This is a genomic window from Marinovum sedimenti (assembly GCF_054052205.1).
Map to the genome: position 1 here is coordinate 670,595 of NZ_CM133223.1, position 19,319 is coordinate 689,913.

General features: G+C 61.2%; 20 protein-coding genes and 1 tRNA gene. 9 read left to right on the forward strand and 12 right to left on the reverse strand.

Annotated features, from left to right (window positions below; translation table 11 throughout):
- Positions 1-4 precede the first annotated feature (4 nt).
- The 3 genes from ACW9UO_RS03235 to ACW9UO_RS03245 form a co-directional block, all read right to left on the reverse strand.
- A complete protein-coding gene (locus tag ACW9UO_RS03235; RefSeq protein WP_457087550.1) occupies positions 5-1,810 on the reverse strand; it encodes an ABC-F family ATP-binding cassette domain-containing protein in 1,806 nt (601 codons plus the stop codon).
- Between the two features lie 134 nt (positions 1,811-1,944).
- Positions 1,945-2,676 (reverse strand): GNAT family N-acetyltransferase, encoded by a 732-nt coding sequence (locus tag ACW9UO_RS03240; protein ID WP_457087551.1) that lies wholly within the window; start codon positions 2,674-2,676, stop codon positions 1,945-1,947.
- A 118-nt stretch (positions 2,677-2,794) separates the two neighbouring features.
- Positions 2,795-3,253, reverse strand: a complete 459-nt coding sequence (locus tag ACW9UO_RS03245) for an outer membrane protein assembly factor BamE (protein WP_457087552.1) — start codon at positions 3,251-3,253, stop codon at positions 2,795-2,797.
- An 87-nt stretch (positions 3,254-3,340) separates the two neighbouring features.
- Here ACW9UO_RS03245 and ACW9UO_RS03250 point away from each other — a divergent pair, with 87 nt between their 5' ends.
- From ACW9UO_RS03250 to ACW9UO_RS03285, 8 genes are all read left to right on the forward strand, one after another.
- Entirely contained in the window at positions 3,341-3,907 is a 567-nt protein-coding gene (locus ACW9UO_RS03250) for a YceD family protein (RefSeq protein ID WP_457087553.1), read from the forward strand.
- A gap of 221 nt (positions 3,908-4,128) precedes the next feature.
- A complete protein-coding gene (gene rpmF, locus ACW9UO_RS03255) occupies positions 4,129-4,335 on the forward strand; it encodes a 50S ribosomal protein L32 (protein WP_457087554.1) in 207 nt (68 codons plus the stop codon).
- Between the two features lie 23 nt (positions 4,336-4,358).
- The gene (plsX, locus tag ACW9UO_RS03260) at positions 4,359-5,468 is read left to right on the forward strand and encodes a phosphate acyltransferase PlsX (protein ID WP_457087555.1); all 1,110 of its coding nucleotides are present in this window, start codon (positions 4,359-4,361) and stop codon (positions 5,466-5,468) included.
- 2 nt (positions 5,469-5,470) lie between these two features.
- On the forward strand, positions 5,471-6,442 hold the full coding sequence (locus ACW9UO_RS03265; RefSeq protein WP_457087556.1) for a beta-ketoacyl-ACP synthase III: 972 nt from the start codon (positions 5,471-5,473) through the stop codon (positions 6,440-6,442).
- A gap of 101 nt (positions 6,443-6,543) precedes the next feature.
- Positions 6,544-6,846, forward strand: coding sequence for an integration host factor subunit alpha (gene ihfA, locus ACW9UO_RS03270; RefSeq protein ID WP_457087557.1), 303 nt, complete (start codon positions 6,544-6,546; stop codon positions 6,844-6,846).
- A 15-nt stretch (positions 6,847-6,861) separates the two neighbouring features.
- Positions 6,862-8,367 (forward strand): MerR family transcriptional regulator, encoded by a 1,506-nt coding sequence (locus tag ACW9UO_RS03275; protein WP_457087558.1) that lies wholly within the window; start codon positions 6,862-6,864, stop codon positions 8,365-8,367.
- A gap of 62 nt (positions 8,368-8,429) precedes the next feature.
- A tRNA-Pro gene (locus tag ACW9UO_RS03280) sits at positions 8,430-8,506 on the forward strand.
- Positions 8,507-8,567: 61 nt separating this feature from the next.
- The gene (locus ACW9UO_RS03285) at positions 8,568-9,638 is read left to right on the forward strand and encodes a 2'-deoxycytidine 5'-triphosphate deaminase (RefSeq protein WP_457087559.1); all 1,071 of its coding nucleotides are present in this window, start codon (positions 8,568-8,570) and stop codon (positions 9,636-9,638) included.
- On the opposite strand, the gene ACW9UO_RS03290 is transcribed toward ACW9UO_RS03285, so the two are convergent.
- The 8 genes from ACW9UO_RS03290 to ACW9UO_RS03325 all read right to left on the reverse strand — a co-directional run bounded on the left by ACW9UO_RS03290 (position 9,586) and on the right by ACW9UO_RS03325 (position 17,968).
- Positions 9,586-10,881 (reverse strand): hypothetical protein, encoded by a 1,296-nt coding sequence (locus ACW9UO_RS03290; protein WP_457087560.1) that lies wholly within the window; start codon positions 10,879-10,881, stop codon positions 9,586-9,588. The two genes, ACW9UO_RS03285 and ACW9UO_RS03290, sit on opposite strands and share 53 nt — an antisense overlap.
- Positions 10,882-10,960: 79 nt before the next feature.
- Positions 10,961-11,158 carry a hypothetical protein gene (locus ACW9UO_RS03295; RefSeq protein WP_457087561.1) on the reverse strand — a complete coding sequence of 66 codons (198 nt, stop codon included), beginning with the start codon at positions 11,156-11,158 and terminating at the stop codon, positions 10,961-10,963.
- Positions 11,159-11,227: 69 nt separating this feature from the next.
- On the reverse strand, positions 11,228-11,896 hold the full coding sequence (gene scpB / locus ACW9UO_RS03300) for an SMC-Scp complex subunit ScpB (protein ID WP_457087562.1): 669 nt from the start codon (positions 11,894-11,896) through the stop codon (positions 11,228-11,230).
- Entirely contained in the window at positions 11,897-12,697 is an 801-nt protein-coding gene (locus ACW9UO_RS03305) for a segregation and condensation protein A (RefSeq protein WP_457087563.1), read from the reverse strand. It abuts the gene before it with no gap.
- Positions 12,698-12,700: 3 nt separating this feature from the next.
- Positions 12,701-13,699 (reverse strand): glycoside hydrolase family 3 N-terminal domain-containing protein, encoded by a 999-nt coding sequence (locus tag ACW9UO_RS03310; RefSeq protein ID WP_457087564.1) that lies wholly within the window; start codon positions 13,697-13,699, stop codon positions 12,701-12,703.
- Positions 13,696-14,775 (reverse strand): SPOR domain-containing protein, encoded by a 1,080-nt coding sequence (locus ACW9UO_RS03315; RefSeq protein WP_457087565.1) that lies wholly within the window; start codon positions 14,773-14,775, stop codon positions 13,696-13,698. Before ACW9UO_RS03315 ends, ACW9UO_RS03310 begins: the two co-directional genes overlap by 4 nt.
- A 90-nt stretch (positions 14,776-14,865) precedes the next feature.
- Positions 14,866-16,611 carry an arginine--tRNA ligase gene (gene argS, locus ACW9UO_RS03320; RefSeq protein ID WP_457087566.1) on the reverse strand — a complete coding sequence of 582 codons (1,746 nt, stop codon included), beginning with the start codon at positions 16,609-16,611 and terminating at the stop codon, positions 14,866-14,868.
- A gap of 211 nt (positions 16,612-16,822) precedes the next feature.
- A complete protein-coding gene (locus ACW9UO_RS03325) occupies positions 16,823-17,968 on the reverse strand; it encodes a deoxyguanosinetriphosphate triphosphohydrolase (RefSeq protein WP_457087567.1) in 1,146 nt (381 codons plus the stop codon).
- A gap of 103 nt (positions 17,969-18,071) precedes the next feature.
- Here ACW9UO_RS03325 and ACW9UO_RS03330 point away from each other — a divergent pair, with 103 nt between their 5' ends.
- Positions 18,072-18,395: a HesB/IscA family protein gene (locus ACW9UO_RS03330; protein ID WP_457087568.1), complete on the forward strand. Its 324-nt coding sequence runs from the start codon at positions 18,072-18,074 to the stop codon at positions 18,393-18,395.
- A 6-nt stretch (positions 18,396-18,401) separates the two neighbouring features.
- Here ACW9UO_RS03330 and ACW9UO_RS03335 read toward each other — a convergent pair whose 3' ends face one another.
- Positions 18,402-19,310, reverse strand: coding sequence for a DMT family transporter (locus ACW9UO_RS03335; protein ID WP_457087569.1), 909 nt, complete (start codon positions 19,308-19,310; stop codon positions 18,402-18,404).
- Positions 19,311-19,319: the final 9 nt, after the last annotated feature.

The window sequence follows — 19,319 nt, forward strand, 5'->3', positions numbered from 1 at the left end:
CGGCCTAGCCCGCCTTCTCCTCAAGCAGCAGCCATTCTTCTTCGACATCGGACAGTTTTTCTTGCCGCATCGCAAGGGCTTCCGTGGCTTTCTTGAACTTCATCGGCTCTCGGGTGAACAATTCAGGATCGGCCATAAGCTGTTCTAACTTCGCGATTTCCGCCTCTAGCCGTTCAATCACCGAAGGCAGCTCTTCCAACCGATGCTTTTCAGTAAAGCTGAGACCGGACGCAGAGTTCTTGTCTTGCTTTACTTTCGCCTTGTAACTCTTTGCTTTTTCAACTGTTTCTGTCTGATCTTCCGGCTGTCTCTGCGCCTGATAATCGCTCCAACCGCCGGCATAAGCCGTCACACGTCCGTCGCCTTCCATCGCGATGGTGGTGGCGGCGACGCGGTCGAGAAAATCCCTGTCGTGGCTGACCAAAAGCACGGTGCCGTCATACTCAGCCAGCAAATCCTGAAGCAAATCAAGGGTTTCAACGTCGAGATCGTTGGTCGGCTCGTCAAGCACCAGCAGGTTGCTTTCGCGCGCCATGATCTTGGCCAACAACAGTCGCGCGCGTTCGCCGCCCGAGAGCGAGGAAATCGGCGCGCGCGCTTGGCGTTCGTCGAACAGGAATTCCTTGAGATAGCCGACCACATGTTTGGGCTGGCCACGCACCATGATCTGATCTGCCTTGCCAGACACCCGCATTTCGGGGTCGCCGGTGAGGTTGTCCCAAAGGGTTGCCTTCAGATCAAGGCGCGCGCGCGCCTGATCGAACACGGCGGGCAAGAGATTGGTGCCAAGCGATACGGTGCCTGCGTCTGGCGCGATCTCGCCCAACAGCATCTTGAGCAGCGTGGTTTTGCCGACGCCATTGGGGCCAACAAAGGCCACGCGGTCACCGCGCTGCACCTTGAGCGAGAAGTCCTGACAGATGAGCTTTCCATCGTAAGACTTTGATATTTCAATCGCCTCGATCACCTTGCGTCCGGATTTCGGCCCGGCCTCAAGCGCCATCGCTGCCGCGCCCTGACGTTTGATTTGCGAGGCTCGTTCGTCGCGCAATTCGCCAAGGGCGCGCACCCGGCCCATGTTGCGTTTGCGCCGCGCGCTGATGCCTTCAACAGCCCAGCGGGCTTCGGATTTGATCTTGCGATCCAGCTTGTGGCGGGCCTGATCCTCTTCGTCCCAGATCTTGTCGCGCCACGCCTCGAATTCGCTGAAACCCTTTTCCTGCCGCCGCGTCATTCCCCGGTCAATCCAAAGGGTTGCGCGGGTCAGTACATTCAAAAACGCCCGGTCGTGCGAGATGAGAACAAAGGCGGCGCGGGTGGATTTCAGCTCGGATTCCAGCCAGCCGATCGCTTCGATATCAAGGTGGTTGGTCGGCTCGTCGAGCAGCATCAGATCGGGCGCTTCGGCCATCAGCTTGGCCAGCGCTGCGCGACGACGTTCCCCGCCGCTGGCGGTTTCCACGGCGCGTGCGGGATCGAACTTGAGGCCCTCGCCGGCACGCTCGACCTTGTACAACTCGCCCGGCTCCAAAGCGCTGGAGGCGAAGTCGCCCAAGGTGGCAAAGCCCGACAGATCAGGCTCCTGCTCCATGTAGCCGACGCTTTTGCCCGGCGGGATGACGCGGGCGCCACGGTCAGGCTCGACCAGCCCGGCCATGACCTTCATCAGGGTGGATTTACCCGATCCGTTGCGGCCGACCAGCGCGACGCGGTCACGCTCTTGCACCACAAGATCAAGGTTATCGAATACCGGATCGCCGCCGAAAGTCAGCGAGATGTCGGAGAGTTGGAGAAGGGGTATCTGGGCCATGGAGTGCAGCTATTTCGACTGCGCGCAATGGTCAAGCGGTGGCTGCGTTGCGCGGGCGGAATTGGGGGCGCTGCCCCCCGGTCTGCGACCGCCCCCCGAGGTATTTTTGAACAGAAGAAGACCGGAGGGGGCGCTTAGCCCGCAACCGCGCGCAGCAGTTTCTTGCGGGCGGGCGGGATTTGGCCGATCTCGACCCCGGTGAAGACGTGAAGCGTGTTCATTTGGCGGTCGACCACCGCATGATCCGAAACCCAGCCGCCCATCATCAGATAGGTGCGCAACAGCGGCGGCATGTGACGCATTGCCAGTTTCATGTCGGGTTTGCGGCGCAGGCGGGCGGCGAAGCGGAAAACATTCGGGGCTTTGACCTTGGGGCGCCAGCGCGTGGGGCCGAGGTGACGCTCTTTAAGCATGGCAAAAGCATCGTAGTAGTCGCCCGCCTCTGTGCCCTGAAACGAGGCGCAGCCGAACAGCAGATCGACGGCGTTTTCGTCAACATAGGCGGTCATCGCGCCCCAGGCCACGCGCAGCACATCGGGGTCTTTGACATCCGGGTGTACGCAGAATCGGCCCATTTCGACCATTCGGCCTTGGTAGGCCGCCAGCGCCGAGAGTTCGTAAAACTGGGCGGAATAGCTTTGCGCGATGTGGGTGCCGCCGGTCAGGGGGAGGATGCGGAAGCAGCAGACCAGACGATTGTCGCGCTGATCTTCGACCAGGATATGGGTGCAGGCGCTGTCGTAAGCGTCGGCATCTATGCCGGGCTGGCCATGAAACGCCAGATGCCGCAGGCCTTGCGCGGCGGCAATATCCTCTGGGGTCCTGGCAGTTCGCGCGCCATAGCGCCGTCTGGTCACTGCGTTCATCCGAAACATCCTGCATACCAACGACCGAACAGCGGGTCGCGTCCCTGCTGTCAGACATGTATGAAGTCTTTATGACCAAACGCCAATGGTGTGCGGGCTGTGCCCACCGAGCCGCAGTTTATTCGCCGATGAAATTGCCAAGATCGAGCCCGCCGACATTGCCGAACAACCTGCGGATAAAGCCGATGTCGCCATCGCCGGTTTCCGTCACCCGCCGATTCAACGTGACGACGCGGCCATCCTCGAGGCCATAGCGCGAAATATTTTCCACCACCCCTGTGCCATCAAATTCAACCGCGACGATTTCACGTTCAACGATTTTCGGCGGCAAAAGGCCAAAGCTGCGCACACGGCTGCCGATGTAATAGTAGTTGCCCTGATTGGCGACGCCAGCGGTGCCCGGCACGCCGATGTTCTCGGACACCGTATCGCGGGTGTCGACGCCGACGATGACATTTGTCAGGTCTTCGTCACTGGGCAGGTAGCCATGATTGCGATATTGTGCGACGCATGCCGAAAGCACGGCAGCACAGGCCAACGCAAAAATTGCGCGCATGGCATTGGATCTGCCTGTCATTACTGCCCTCTTGCTTTGCACTTGCCTGACTTTTATCTCGTTTACAGAAGGTTGCCCCCCTGTTCAAGAAAGGATGCATTGCACTCCATGTCACAGAAAGCCGAAAATAGCCGCCAGGTTCTGGTGGTGTCTTCCCTGCCACAAAACCGTCCGCACCGTTTTGAGTTGATCCCGGGCGAGGCCGAGCGCGCCGCGCTGGCGCGTGAGCTTGGGGCGACGTCCGTGCGCAAAGTCAAGTTTGAGGGCGAGATCAAAGGCCGGGGCAAGCGTGATTTTGTCCTGACCGCCACTCTGGGCGCGACGGTTATACAGCCCTGCGTGCAGACGCTGGCCCCGGTGACAACGCGGATCGATACCGAAGTTGTGCTTCGGTATGTCGCCGACTGGGACGATCTCGCGCAGGAAGGCGCCGAGACCGAGATGTCTGAGGACGTGACGACAGAGCCCCTGCCCAGCCACATCAATCTGAAGGATGTGATGACCGAGGCGCTGGCGCTTAACGTGCCGGACTATCCGCGCGCCACTGATGCGCCCCCCTTGGGCAATCTGGCCGTGACAGAGCCGGGCAAGGCCCCGATGACCGATGAAGACACCAAACCCTTTGCCGGTCTGGCCGCGCTGCGCAACAAATTGAGCGGCGAGGATGACGCGTAATCTTGCCTGCGGTGTGGGCTGAAAATCAGTGGAAATACGGCCAAATCCTTGGCGTTGCAGGCAAAAAAGGAATCGCTTGCAAGGAGGACCAAAAGTCGTATTTTCGCGCCCTCTGAGAGATTTGGGGTTGTATGTACTGCCTATGTGCGCGTATCTGCCCGGAACCACCCGAAACCGGGGGCGCTCACTTGCGCCCCATAGAAAAGACTAGAGATTGAGCCATGGCTGTTCAGCAGAATAAAGTGTCCAAATCCCGCCGCAACAACCGTCGTGCGCATGATTCCCTGGTCGCTGCCAACCCGAACGAATGCGACAACTGCGGTGAGCTGAAGCGCCCGCACCACGTCTGCCCCTCCTGCGGCCATTATGCGGAACGCCAAGTCGTTGCCGTGGCCGATGAAATCGAGCTGGACGACGACGCAGCCTAAGATTTCCCAGGCAAGGCCCTCTCATGACCGCGAGCACGAGACAGATTGCGGCTGAGGCCGGGCCGGGGGACACCAAGGTTGTCCTGTCAATCGACGCAATGGGCGGGGACCGCGGTCCCGGCCCTGTTGTTGCGGGGATTGATCAGTCAGCACGGAAAAACCCCGAGCTGAGCTTCATCCTGCACGGTCCCGAGGCCGAGCTGCGCCCCCTTGTGGAGCGCCGCAAATCCTTGCGCGGTCGATGCGAGATTCGCGATGCCGAAGGTGTCGTGTCGATGCACGACAAACCCAGCCAGGTCATGCGCCATGGCAAGGGCACGTCAATGTGGTCGACCATAGAAGCCGTGCGCGCAGGCGAGGCCAGTGTGGCCGTGTCCTGCGGCAACACCGGTGCCTTGATGGCGCTGTCCATGGTGCGGCTGCGCAAACTGCCGGGTGTCAATCGCCCGGCTATTGGCGTTTTGTGGCCCTCGCGCAATCCGCAGGGCTTTAATGTGATGCTGGATGTGGGCGCCGATGTGCGCGCCGATCCGCATGATCTGTTGCAATACGCGCTGATGGGGGCCTCTTATGCCCGCAACGGCCTGTATGTTGATTTGCCGCGTGTCGGCCTTTTGAATGTCGGCACCGAAGAACATAAAGGCCGCTCTGGCCTGAAAGAAGCGCATGACCTGATCCGGGATCATGCCGAACATGCCCGGTTTGAGTTTGTCGGCTTTGTTGAAGGCGGCGATATTCCCGGCGACCGTGCTGATGTGATCGTGACCGACGGCTTCACCGGCAATATCGCGCTTAAAACCGGCGAAGGCACCGCCAGTCTGATTGGCGACTTCCTCAAGGAAGCCTTCAAGTATTCGCCGCTGTCACGGCTTGCCGCGCTTTTGGCGCTGCCTTCGCTGAAGCGGTTGCAAAAACGTATTGATCCGCGTCGTGTAAATGGTGGTGTTTTTCTGGGTTTGAACGGAACTGTGGTAAAGTCGCATGGATCGGCGGACGCCACGGCGGTCAGTGCTGCGGTCAAGCTGGCGTTCCAACTGGCGCGTGCCGGGTTCAATGAAAAGGTAGCGGCGCGCATTGCCGCCGCGGCGCAGGTGGCCAAACCGGCCAAAGACCCCGCCGCCACAGGAGAATAGACATGACGCGACGTGCGGTGGCCATCGGTGTGGGGCACTACCTGCCGGAACGAGTCGTAGAGAATTCCGAGTTCGAGAAATCGCTGGAAACCTCCGATGAATGGATCCGCTCCCGCTCGGGCATCGAACGGCGCCATTTCGCGGCTGAAGGCCAGACCACATCGGATCTCGCCACCCGCGCCGCGCAGGCCGCAATTGCCGATGCCGGGCTTGTGGCGGATGACATTGACGCCATCGTGCTCGCCACCTCCACCGCCGATCTGACGTTCCCTTCTGCTGCGACGATGGTGCAGGCCAACCTTGGCATGTCCGGCGGTTTTGCCTTTGATATTCAAGCGGTCTGCGCCGGGTTCGCCTATGCGCTGACCAACGCCAACGCGCTGATCCTGTCGGGTCAGGCCAAGCGTGTGCTGGTGATCGGGGCCGAGACCTTTTCCCGCATCATGGACTGGACCGACCGCGGCACCTGTGTGCTGTTTGGCGATGGCGCCGGCGCGCTTGTCCTTGAGGCGCAAGAGGGCGATGGCACCGCCGCTGATCGCGGTATCCTCGCCACCGATCTCAACTCTGATGGCCGCCACCGCGACATTCTGTATGTCGATGGCGGCGTGTCGACCAACACCACCGGCTATCTGCGGATGGAGGGCAAAGAGGTCTTCCGCCACGCCATCGAAAAACTCGCCAGCACCGCGACCAAGGCGATGGAACGCGCCGGGGTAAGCTCGGACGATGTGGACTGGATCGTGCCGCATCAGGCCAACATCCGCATCATCCAGGGCACCGCCCGCAAGATGGGCCTGTCGATGGATAAGGTGGTTGTGACGGTGCAAGACCACGGCAACACCTCGGCCGCCTCGATTCCACTGGCGCTGTCGGTTGGCGTCGAACGGGGCCAGATCAAACGTGGCGATCTGATCGTGACCGAGGCCATCGGCGGCGGTCTGGCATGGGGCGCGGTGGTGCTGCGCTGGTAAATACCGGTTTTTGCACCGGTTTTTGCCGATTCCCGAGATCGTTGATATTGACTCGGATTCACTCTCCCGCCTAAGCTGTGGAAAACCCGGGGAGATTTCCAATGAGCGACAAGACACTGACACGGATGGACCTCAGCGAAGCGGTGTTTCGCGAAGTCGGTCTTTCGCGCAATGAAAGCGCTGAACTGGTCGAACGCGTGCTGACGCTGATGTCGGATTCGCTGGTGGCCGGGGAACAGGTCAAGATTTCCTCGTTTGGCACCTTCTCGATCCGGGACAAGGCTGCGCGCGTGGGCCGCAACCCAAAGACCGGTCAGGAAGTCCCGATCGAGCCGCGCCGCGTGCTCACCTTCCGCCCCTCGCATCTGATGAAAGATCGGGTTGCCGCTGGCAATCGGCGCTGATCGGAGCACGGCGCGATGGCTAGCAAATCCCCCGACGCCTTTCGCACCATTTCAGAAGTTGCCGATTGGCTGAACACCCCCGCGCATGTGCTGCGGTTCTGGGAGAGCAAGTTCAGTCAGGTCAAACCGGTCAAGCGTGCCGGTGGGCGGCGCTATTATCGCCCCGCCGACATGACGTTGATCGGTGGGATCAAAAAGCTGCTGCATGACGACGGGATGACGATCAAGGGCGCGCAAAAAGTCTTGCGCGAACATGGAATCAAATACGTCTCCTCGATGTCGCCGCCGTTGGATGAAGACCTTGAGCGTCTGCTTGAACAGTCCGAGGCGACGCCTGCCCCCAATGCCCCCCTGCCCGAGCCTGTCACCGGACAAGTGCTTGATTTCGCAGGGCGTGTTGCGTTTGAGACACCTGCGCCCGAGCCGACGGCTGATGCCCCCGCACAGATCGCGGATCTGTTTGCCAGTGAGGCAGACAGCGCGGTTGAGGATGCACAGGTGGTTGATGAAGACCTGTCCGAGGATGTGACGGCAGAGCGCTTTGAGGCCGACGTACCGCTTGGTGACGCGGTCGGCGGCGGTGATGAGGCTGATGAGGCTGATGAGGCTGATGAGGCTGAGATTGGCAAAGCTGTCGAGTCCGAACCAGCCTCTGTGACAATTGATCTGCCCAATTTCCTGCAAAAACCGATGTCCGAACGGCTTGGGGATGACGAGCCGGAAGAGATCAAAGAGGCCTTTGCACAGAACGAACTGACCGCAACCGAGGCCAGTGACACCGAGGCCTGTGACACCGACGACGCTCCCGAGGCGGATATTGCAGAAGCCCCCGCGGCTTTTGAGACCGAGCTGCCAGAATCGCCGGAGCCGCCTCTCGAGGCCGAGCCTGTGGCGGATATATCGAACGAGGTCACAGACGGCACAGACGGCACAGACGGCACAGACGGCACAGACGGCACAGACGGCACAGACGGCACAGACGGCACAGACGAACCCGAGATTCTGGATCCGGCACAAGACGCGTCAGACCTTATCTTCGACCCGCTCGCAGATTTGCCTGCGCCCGAGCCTCAGATGGCTGAGACTCACTCGGCTGAGCCTGAAATTGCGGAGTCTGGCGCTGCAGAATCCGAGGCTGGTGAGCCTGAGGCGGTAGACCCTGAGACCGCCGAGCCCGAGACTGAGGCCCCAACGCCGGTGCCCGCCGCTGCAGCCTCCGGGCAATCAGACCCCGAGCCTGTGACAGCAGAGGCGGAACTCGCCGAGGCCGACGACCAGGATGCGCCGCACTCCGACGCACCCGCAGCCGAGGAAACGCCAGCCGCCGCCAGTCTGCGCCCGGCGCAAATCGACACGCCCGCCGATCCGCGTGACCATGAAATCATCGTTGAACCCGGCCTGCTTACCCTGCTCACCCGCGCCGAAACCCGCGACGCCGGGCTCTCTGCCGAGCAGATCGAAACGCTGATTATCCGCGTTCGGGCGCATCACCGGTCGATGAGTCACGCCGCGCGACATTAACTGGGAACACCCATCAATTACCTCTTGCCCCCCGGCCCAAAACGGGTAGAAAGCACCCCAGTCGGGCTATGGCGCAGTCTGGTAGCGCGTCCGTCTGGGGGACGGAAGGTCGCAGGTTCGAGTCCTGCTAGCCCGACCATTAACATCCTCCCCCATTCGACCCCTCGCGGGGGCGGACCTTAAGTAAGAAGGTTCCACCCGTGACAGGTGTACTTGCAAGCCAGCAAATCAGCGACATGATCAACAGCGGTGCCCTTACCGGTGCCCCCAACATCATCGACGCACAGATTCAGCCAGCCAGCCTTGATCTGCGGCTTGGCACCGTGGCGTACCGCGTCCGCGCCTCGTTTCTGGCCGGTCAGGGCCGCACTGTCGAAGACCGTCTGTCCGAATTTGAAATGCACCGGATCGACCTGACCCAAGGCGCGGTTCTGGAAAAAGGCGCGGTTTATGTCGTGCCGCTGATGGAATCGCTGGCCCTGCCTGAGGGCGTTCAAGCGGTGGCCAATGCCAAAAGCTCGACCGGCCGGCTTGATCTGTTGACCCGGTTGATCACCGACCAAGGCACCGAGTTCGACCGCATTCCCGATGGCTACACCGGCCCGCTTTATGCCGAGATTTGCCCACGCTCATTTTCCGTTCTGGTGCGCCCCGGCATGCGGCTTAATCAGATCCGCTTTCGCCAAGGCCAAGCGGTGCTTGACGATGCCAGCCTGCGCGCGCTGCACGACGTATCGCCGCTGGTTGACAGCGAAGCGGTGATTGACGCCGGTCTGGGTTTCTCCGTCGATCTTCAACCGGCTGAGGGCACGCTTGTCGGCTATCGCGCCAAACCGCACACCGGGGTGATCGATCTTGATCTGATCGGCCACTACGATCCACAGGACTTTTGGGAAGAGCTGCACAGCACCTCGGGCCATCTGATCCTGGATCCCGGCGCGTTTTACATTCTTGTCAGCCGCGAGGCGGTGCATATCCCGCCCGAGTATGCCGCTGAGATGGCCCCCTATCTGGCGATGGTGGGGGAATTCCGGGTGCATTACGCTGGGTTCTTTGATCCCGGGTTCGGCCATGATGCGGCGGGCGGCAAAGGCGCGCGCGGTGTGCTTGAGGTGCGCTGTCACGAGGCGCCGTTTGTGCTTGAACATGGTCAGATCGTTGGCCGCCTGGTCTATGAAAAGATGAGCGAGCAGCCGGAAATCCTGTATGGTGCCGGGCTTAAGTCGAATTACCAGGGTCAGGGACTAAAGTTGTCGAAGCATTTTCGCTGACGGCACCCGGCGCGACTGCGGCGGCGGGTTGTGCCGGGGTAGGTTGTGGAGCGGCCTGAGCAACCGGCTTTTCAATTGCAATTGACTGGTCCTTATCCCCTTTCGGCACCGAGAAAATCCGCTTTCCCGCCTCTTGGATGCGGGTAAAGGCGTGCTCGGCCATAAAGCCGGACAGAAAGGCAATGAAGGCCACGGTATAGGGGCTAAGCTCGATCTGATTTTGCGGGCCAGAGCCCTGCGTCAGCACCAACATCCCCGCCCCGGCCAACAGGAAAATCGCGATCGCGGCGGCGATGCCTTCGCCGACGTTCACAAACAACCGCGAGAATTTCACCGAACCCGCAGGCCCCGGCGTTTGACTGCGCTCGCGGGTCTGGAGATTGCGGGTGTAAGACACCACGGTGCCCAAACCCCCGGCGGCCATCGTCACAATCAGGGTGAGGAAGATCGTCGGGAAAGACACCAGCTTCAAAAACAGACCACCGATAAGGGCAGAGGACAGCGCGCTCACCCGTGCCCGGCCGCTTGAATCCGCAGGCAGGCGCACGCGCAGCGCGGTCAGTTCTTTCTCAAGCTGTTCGCGTTGTCGCTGGGGCCATGAGCGCGATTCCAGCGCCCGGTCACGGTCGCTTTGCAGGTCAATCTCGGCCAGCCGCAGCTCGGCCAGTTTGTCGTCAACCTCGGTCAGGCGGCTCTGCGCGGTGCCAATCCGCGCCAGCACCAGCTCAAGCGCGGCGATGTCCGCCTCTTGCGACGGCAACAGCCCCGGCGCAATGTCGAGCAGCGCGCGCAGCTTGGATTCGGCGTTGAGATCTGCATCAATGACATCGCGCACCTGAATGCCCGACCGGCTGTCCCAATGCGGCATCCCGGTGTTGAAATGTCCAAAGGTTTCCGAGGCCAGCCGGACGAGCGACCCGCTTTGGCGCCGTTTGGCAAACAGCAGCTCCTCGAGCCGCCGCTTGGCATCATCAATGATAAGATCGGCCTCATCGACCGCGCTCAGGGTCTCCTCGATCTGGACGCGCAGGATCTCTTCGCGGCGCAAAAGATAGATCAGATCGTCAAGCGCCTGCACCTCGGAATTGCTGGTCTGGAGCTGGGATTGCAGCTCGGTCCGGGTCAGATAGCTGGCAAAGCCGGCAAAGACCGCAAGCACGAAAAAGATGTACAGCAGAACAACCGCAACCCCAGTGCCATAGCTGGGACGGGCCTCCGCTGGGGGGGCTGAAACCTGGGACATGAAAATGGCTTTCTTTGACAATAAGCCAAAGACTACCACATTTTTTGTTCACTTACAATTTAAGGGAGAATTCGTGTACCTACATTCTCCCGGCGCGGCGGGCCATGCGGATGGCGCGTTTGGCCTGTTGCGCCTGCGCCTTGTCCTGTTGGGGCGCGTCGCCCTGCCCTTTTCCACCGCGTTTGGCGAAACGATCGATGCCCGCGTCGATGCCACGGTTCAAGGCTTTGCGCAGAAACAGCCGCATCACCATGTTGATCAGTTGATTGGCATTCATTGGACTGTCTCCTTTGGGTCTGGGCGTCTGACTAGCGCACAAAGATGGAATATTGAGGGCGCGCCCGGTTTAATCCTCGAACAATTCGCTTTGGCCTTCGGTGGTCTCTTCGTCTTCGTCGCTTCCGCCGTCGCCAAACTGCGGCGTGCCCGGCAGCGGTCGGCTTTCGAGCAATCCCGCCTGCCGCAACTCCTTGAGGCCGGGCAGATCGCGCGCACTTTCAAGGCCGAAGTGATCGAGGAATTCCGCCGTCACCACAAAGGTCACCGGGCGGCCCGGCGTCATCTTGCGGCGACCAAAGCGGATCCACTCCATTTCGAGCAGTTGGTCCACCGTCCCGCGTGACACGCTGACGCCGCGGATCTCTTCGATCTCGGCGCGCGTCACCGGCTGATGGTAGGCAATGATCGCCAAAGTCTCGACCGCCGCACGCGACAGTTTGCGGGTCTCGACCGTTTCCTTTTGCATCAGGAACGCCAGATCGGCGGAGGTGCGCATCGCCCAAGCATCGCCGGTTTTGACCACCTGCACCCCGCGCCCTTCATAGCGTTTGCGCAGACGCACAAGCGCCTCTGCGGCATCGCAGCCATGTGGCATCCGCGCCTCAAGATCCTTCACCGTCACCGGCGCGGTACTGGCGAACAGCACGGCTTCGACCATCCGCTCTTGCTCGGCCATCACCGGAGCCGCGAACAGGCTTTTTCCTTTATCTTCAATATAGTCTGCGTCGTCGTTCATCTATTTATCCGTGATCCGCCTGAGTTGCAGCGCCTCAAAAGTGCCCTCTTGCCGAAGCTCGGCTTTGCCCTCTTTAACCAGCTGCAAAGAGGCGGCAAAAGTCGCCGCTGTGGCCGAGCGCAGCTTGATCGGGTCGGTGTCCCAGCCCTCGGGCAGGTACACCGCGATGTCGGTCCAAGTTCCGGCAAACCCGATCAGCCCCCGCATCCGCTCCAACGCCTGCTCCATGGTGAACACGCTGTCGCGGTCCATCACAAAGGGGCGGAATTCATCGCGGGTGCGGATGCGGGCATAACCCTGCATCAAGTCCAGCAACGTCGCCGTGTAAGTCACTGATTTCACACGCTCAACCGTTTCTGGCACCCCACGCGCAAAGATATCGCGCCCCAACCGATTGCGCGCCATAAGCTGCGCGGCGGCGGTGCGCATCGCCTGCAAACGCTCAAGCTGATAGGCCAGATGCGCGGCGAGTTCTTCGCCCGAGGGGCCGTCTTCGGTGGGATCAGGCGGCAGCAGCAGGCGCGATTTCAGGAAGGCCAGCCACGCCGCCATCACCAGATAATCTGCTGCAAGTTCGATGCGTAACTGCTTGGCCTGCTCAACAAACACAAGATACTGCTTGGCAAGATCAAGCACCGAGATCTTGCGCAGATCCACCTTTTGGGTGCGCGACAGCATCAACAGCAAATCAAGCGGCCCTTCAAATCCGTCGACGTCGACAATAAGCGCCTCGGCCGCCAGACGGTCGGCAACGCTTTGGGGATCTTGCACTGTGTCGTCGTCGAAGTCGTCGTCGCTCATACCCTAGGGCCCGGTCAAAAGCGCATCAAACTGCGCCTCCAGCTCGGTTGTGTCAACCTCTGCCGGCAGCTTGCGCAGGGCCAGCGCGGCGGCGGCGCGCAAGGCGGCCCCTTCGCTCAGCACGCCTGCGGCCTCGGCCACGGCGCGCATTTCATCCAGCACACCGTTGCAGTGCAACACCACATCACAGCCCGCCGCCATCGACGCCGCAGCGCGGTCCGCCGGGGTGCCGCTTAGCGCCTCCATCGAGATGTCGTCGGTCATCAAAAGCCCGGCAAACCCAAGCTCTTCGCGGATCAGATTGATCATCGCGCCGGATTGGGTGGCGGGAAAATAAGGGTCGACCGCTTCGTAGATCATATGCGCGGTCATACCCATCGGCACATAATTCAGCGCCGAAAACGGCACGAAATCATTGGCGCGCAGGTCCAGCACCGAGGCGCGCGTGTGCGGCAGCTCAAGATGACTATCCACCCGGCCCCGGCCATGCCCCGGCATATGCTTCATCACCGGCAGAACGCCGCCTTCGATCAGCCCTTGCGCCACCGCGCGGCCGACATCGGTCACTTGATCCGGGGTTTCGCCGTAACAGCGATTGCGCAGGAAATCATGGGTTTCCTCCGAGGCGACATCCAGCGTCGGGATGCAATTCACGTCGATGCCAAAGCCGCGCAGCTCGGCCGCGATGATGCGGGCGCGCAGGTACATGCCCTCGGCGGCCTTGTCGCCCAAACGCACCACATCAGTGAGCGGCGGTTTCCAGCGGCGGGCAAGCGGCGGCAGGATGCGCTGCACGCGCCCGCCTTCCTGATCGATCAGGACCGGCGCATTGCGGCCCACGGTTTCGCGCAGGTCTTTGGTCAGCGCGCGGATCTGGTCGGCATTGGCGATGTTGCGGGCAAACAGGATAAAGCCCCAAGGGTCTGCCTCGGCAAAGAATTGCCGTTCCGCGCCGGTCAGCTCCTCCCCACGGGGGGCGAATATCGCGGCGGTCGCGGTCATTTTATGACCACGGGAATGCAATCGGCGCGTTCGGCCACGAGGGCCGCACAAAAGCGGCGAGCATCGGCGAGATCGTCAAAGCCATGTGCGCGCAGGCGATAGAAGGTGCGGCCACCGCTTTGCGCCTTTTGCACCACGCGGGCCTTGCCATCAAAGAAGCTGTCGAACTTGCCAGAAATCCGCGCCCACTCTTGCTCGGCAATCGATGCGCTTTCATAGGCCCCGAGCTGCACCAAACGCGTGCCCACAGGCAAGTTTGCGGCGACAGGTGCCTCAGCTGCGGCCACAGGCGCGCTGGCCGGAATAACGATGGCGGCAACGGCCTTTTCAAACAGTTGCGCGGGTCGCGTGCGCGGACGCGGGCTGCGCCGCACGCCAGGTGCGTCGATCTTCGACACGGCGGCCACGGTGTCTTCCATCGGTTTAAGCGAGGTCGTGGCCGGAGGCGCGGCAGCCGGAGCCACTGCGCCCAGCGGGGTCACATCAGCGGCAATCTGATCGGCCAGAGCCTGGATGGTGGAATTGGCAATCGGCTTGCGCGCGCCGCCATCCACCCGGTTTGTCATGATCGGCATGGCAACGGTTTCGGCGCGGGTCTCGCGGCGGGTTTCGCTTAGATCATCGCGGGTGTCTGCGGCAACAGCCAGTTTCGGCATGGTCGCGCCCTGTGCCGTGATCGGCGGCGGCGCAACGATTGACAGGCGTTGGCCCGCAAGATCGCCCTCATCAAGCCCGACAGCGGCAGGGGCCAGCGCGACTTGATCGACGGGTCCAGACGCCGTGCCACGCCCGGCAACCTCATTGACCGCGAGCCCTTGATTGTCAGCGGCTTGGCCACCTGGATTTTCCGGCGCAACCCGCCAAGGGCCTTCTGTCGCGCGCACCACAGGCACCCCCGACACATCGCGCACCAACAGCTGATACCCCCAGATCCCGACGCCGACCAACAAGGCCAGCGATACAAAAGCCCCGGCCGCATTGGCATAGGTGCTCGCCTTCGCGCCGGTCTGTTCTGGTGCCTGGTGGGGCACATGATACGGGCGTTGCCCTCCGTATCCCACTGGGGATCCGGACATGTGAATATCTGCCATCTTCGCCTCTCCGCTCCCAGCGATGCACGCCGCCGGGTTATGCTATTGTCTGCTCTTGCGCCGGAGAAAGACGTCTTAGCGCATCTCCTCGACCGGCGTTACGCCCAAGATACCAAGCCCGGAGGAAATAACAACCGACACCGCCCGCGCCAGCGCGATTTTGGCCGAGGATGTGTCGGGGTTGCCCTCTTGGAGGAAACGCAGGCTGGTCACCTCATTGCCGCGGTTCCACAAAGTGTGAAATTCGCCAGCCAATTCATAGAGATAGAAGGCAACGCGGTGCGGCTCGTGGGTGCGCGCCGCAATTTCCACCAGACGCGGCCATTCGGCCAGCTTCTTGGCCACAGCCAGTTCTGCCTCGTGATCCAACTGGCCAAGATCGGCCCCGGCCAGCGCATCCACGTCGGGCGACATTCCTGCCTCGCGCGCCTTGCGCAGCACCGAATGCACGCGGGCATTGGCGTATTGCACATAAAACACCGGGTTTTCACGGCTTTGTTCCAGCACCTTGTCGAAATCGAAATCCAGCGAGGCGTCGTTCTTGCGCGTCAGCATCACAAAGCGGGTCACATCGGGGCCGACCTGATCGACAACGTCGCGCAGCATCACAAAAGTGCCTGCCCGTTTCGACATCTTGAACGGCTGGCCATTCTTGAACAGCTTAACCAGTTGCGTCAGCTTGATATCAAGCGGCGTCTTGCCATCCGACAGCGCCGAAACCGCGGCCTTCATCCGTTTAACATAGCCGCCGTGGTCTGCACCGAAGACATCAATAAGACCGTCGAAGCCTCTGGAAACCTTATCATAATGATAGGCGATATCCGGGGCAAAATAGGTCCAGCTGCCGTCGGACTTCTTGATGGGCCGGTCAACATCATCGCCATGCGCAGTCGAGCGGAACAGCGTCTGTTCGCGCGGCTCCCAGTCTTCGGGCTTTTTGCCTTTGGGCGGCTCAAGCGTGCCGCGATAGATCAGGCCCTTGTCATCAAGGTCCTTGATCGCCGCTTCGATCCGGCCGGTGCCGTACAGCGATTTCTCGGAATAAAACGCATCCATTTTCACGCCCAAAAGCGCGAGATCTTCGCGGATCAGGTCCATCATCTTTTCGGTGGCAAACTCGCGCACCTCTTCGAGCCACACGTCCTCGGGGGCCTCAAGCCAGACGTCGCCGACCTTGTCCTTGAGCGCCTCACCAACCGGGATCAGGTAATCGCCGGGATAGCTGCCTTCGGGCCAATCGACGCTGAGATCATGCGCCTCTTGGTATCGCAGATACACCGACCGCGCGAGCACATCGACCTGCGCGCCACCATCGTTGATGTAATATTCGCGCGTCACCTCGTGGCCGGAATAGGCCAGCAGGCTGGCCAGCGCATCGCCAAACACCGCGCCGCGGGTGTGGCCTACGTGCAGCGGGCCAGTGGGATTGGCCGAGACATATTCAACGTTGATCTTCTTGCCCTGCCCCATGCCGGAGCGGCCAAATTCTTTGCCCTGCGCAAGCACATTGCCAACCACACCTTGCCAGACAGACGGTGCCAGCCGCAGGTTCAGGAACCCCGGCCCCGCGACGCCAGCCTCGGTGATCCGATCATCCGCGCGCAGCTTTTCGGCCAGCGCCTCGGCAATGTCGCGCGGCTTCATGCGCGCGGGTTTGGCCAGAACCATGGCGGCGTTGGTCGCCATGTCGCCGTGCAGCGGATCGCGCGGCGGTTCGACCGCGACATTGGCAAAGTCCAAGCCCTCGGGCAGCGTGCCTTCGGTGGTCATCTGGTCGAGCGCGGCAATCACCGCACCGCGCAGGTCGGAAAAGAGGTTCATGGTGTGGTCCTTCAAGCTTGAGCGCGGTTTATCACGCCGCGCGCCCACGTCAATCAGAGCGTCAACGCGCGGGATACGCCCGTGATGGCCGCAGGTCAGGCGCTGCGCGGTTTACAGTTGATCGGCTGCTTCAAAATTCGTCACACTTCAGGCTCACGCAAAAGATTATATATGCAGCGTATCTAGCTGATATACATGGAATCTACGGCCTTCACTCTGCATCGGACAACTGCCGCCACGACTGCAAAGCAAACCGATCCGTCATGCCCGCAATATAGTCCGACACGGCACGCGCGCGCAGGGTGCGGTCTTCGGGTGCGTCACTCAGCGCTGTCTGCCACGCGGGCGGAAGCAGCTCTGGGGCCTCCATATAATGCGCGAACAGGTCCTCAACCGCCTGCCCGACTTCCCGACGCACCGTCATGACGCTGGGCGCGCGGTACATGCGCTGAAACAGGAATGCGCGGATGTCCTGAAGGTCCCGCCACAGCCCGGGAGAAAAGCGAATGACCGGCGCAGGCAGATCGCGGATCTCTTGCGCTGAACGCGCGCCCGAAGCCGCCAAAAGCGCCTGAGACGTGTCGATCACATCTGCAACCATCACACCAAAGACGCGCCGTAACCCTTCGTGCCGTCTACGTTTTTCCTCAAGTCCGGGATACTTGGCATCAACCTCGGTAAAGGCGGCACCGACGATTGGCAGAGTGCAAATGTCATCCTCGGTGAACAGCCCTGCCCGCAGGCCATCATGCAGATCGTGGTTGTTATACGCCACATCATCGGCAATCGCCGCCACCTGCGCCTCGGCGCTGGCATGGGTGTGCAATTCGAGGTCATGGCCGGTGTCATATTCCGCCAGCGCCCAAGGCAGATCGCCCGTGACCGGGCCGTTGTGTTTTGCAATGCCTTCAAGGGTTTCCCAGGTGAGGTTCAACCCGTCGAACTCGGCATAATGCAGCTCAAGCGCGGTCACAATCCGCAGCGCCTGTGCATTGTGATCAAAGCCGCCATATGGGGCCATCAACGCGTCAAGCACGTCTTCGCCGGTGTGGCCAAACGGTGTGTGCCCAAGGTCATGTGCCAGCGCCACCGCTTCGGTCAGCTCGGGGTTAAGGCCAAGCGCGCCGGAGATCGTTCGCGCCACCTGTGCCACTTCGATGGAATGCGTCAGGCGGGTGCGATAATAATCGCCCTCATGTTCCACAAAGACCTGGGTTTTGTGTTTCAGCCGCCGGAACGCGCTCGAATGGATAATCCGGTCGCGATCGCGTTGAAAACACGAACGAAAATGGCTTTCGTCTTCCGGTTTTTGCCGCCCGCGCGACATTTCAGGACGGGACGCATAAGGCGCGCGCATCACTGTCTCCTTGTTGACGGCTTGCGTCGTTTCTATATTGCAAGGTGACAGATGTGAAAACCGCCCCCAAGGGCGATTGTGCAGGAAATACCGGAGATTTGTCATGCAGTTGCCACCCAAAGTGACAGACCGCGCCTTTGACCGACTGGCCGAGATCGGGGCCGCCTCGGATGGCAAGGCCCTGCGCGTGGCCGTCGAAGGCGGCGGATGTTCGGGATTTCAATACGATATCCGCCTTGATGAAGTCTCGGATGACGACCTTGTGCTTGAGGGCAACGGCGAAAAGGTGATCGTCGATGCGGTGTCTTTGCCGTTTCTGGCCTCGGCTGTGATCGATTTCAGTGAGGAATTGATCGGCGCGCGCTTCGTGATCGAGAACCCGAATGCCACCAGCGCATGTGGCTGCGGCACGTCCTTCTCGATCTGATCGGGCTTAGCTGCGCGCCAGAGTTGGCTTGCGATAGGCCACGGGCCGGGCGGTTTCACGCTTGGCCTGCGCCTGATCAAAGACCAGGTAGGCCCCTGAAAACATGACGATAAATGCGCCGATAATTGTGGTCGCGGCAGGCACTTCGTTGAACACGACGAGGCCGATCACCACCATCCAGACGAATTGCAGGTTCATCAACGGCGTGACGGCGTAAGCGGTCAGATGGCGCAGCGCGATGACCAAAAGCAGCCGCGCCGAGAACAGCACCACCGCGCAGGCCACGGCCATGCATGCATCAAACAGCGACATCGGCTGCCAACCAAACGGCGCCAGCAGTACCATCGACAGGAACACCGCCGCCTGCGGATAAAACACCTGCGCCAGTGAGTTGTTTTCGTGCCGCCCGATGTAGCGCGCCATGACGATGGACGCCGTGCCCGAAACCGAGCCGATGAACGCATAGATATGGCCCGGCGCGATGGCGTTCAGATCGATGTCGACCATCCAGAGCACGCCGAGGAAACCACAGCCCAAGGCCACCCAGGCCGAGGGGCGCACATGCTCGCCAAGGATCGGGCCCGACATCAGCGCCGAGAGCAAAGGCACCAGCGCGATGAACAGGAAAACCTGCGCAAAAGCCAGCGTTGCCAGTGCGTTAAAGAACATAAGTGTGGCAAGGACGGTTAGCACCGCGCGCAAGGCCATAACCTTGGGGCATGTGGTGCGCAGGCTGACCTTCTGCTGCCGCATCCGCGCGCTTCCCAGCGACATCGCCGCGATCAGGAAGGCCACGATGCACAAAAGCTGCGGCGCTTTATAGCTGACGGCGAGGTATTTGGTGATGGCGTCGGAAAAAGTGATGAGCAAGGTGTACACCAGCACCAATCCGGTGCCGAGCATCGTCAGGCTCATTCGTTTTTC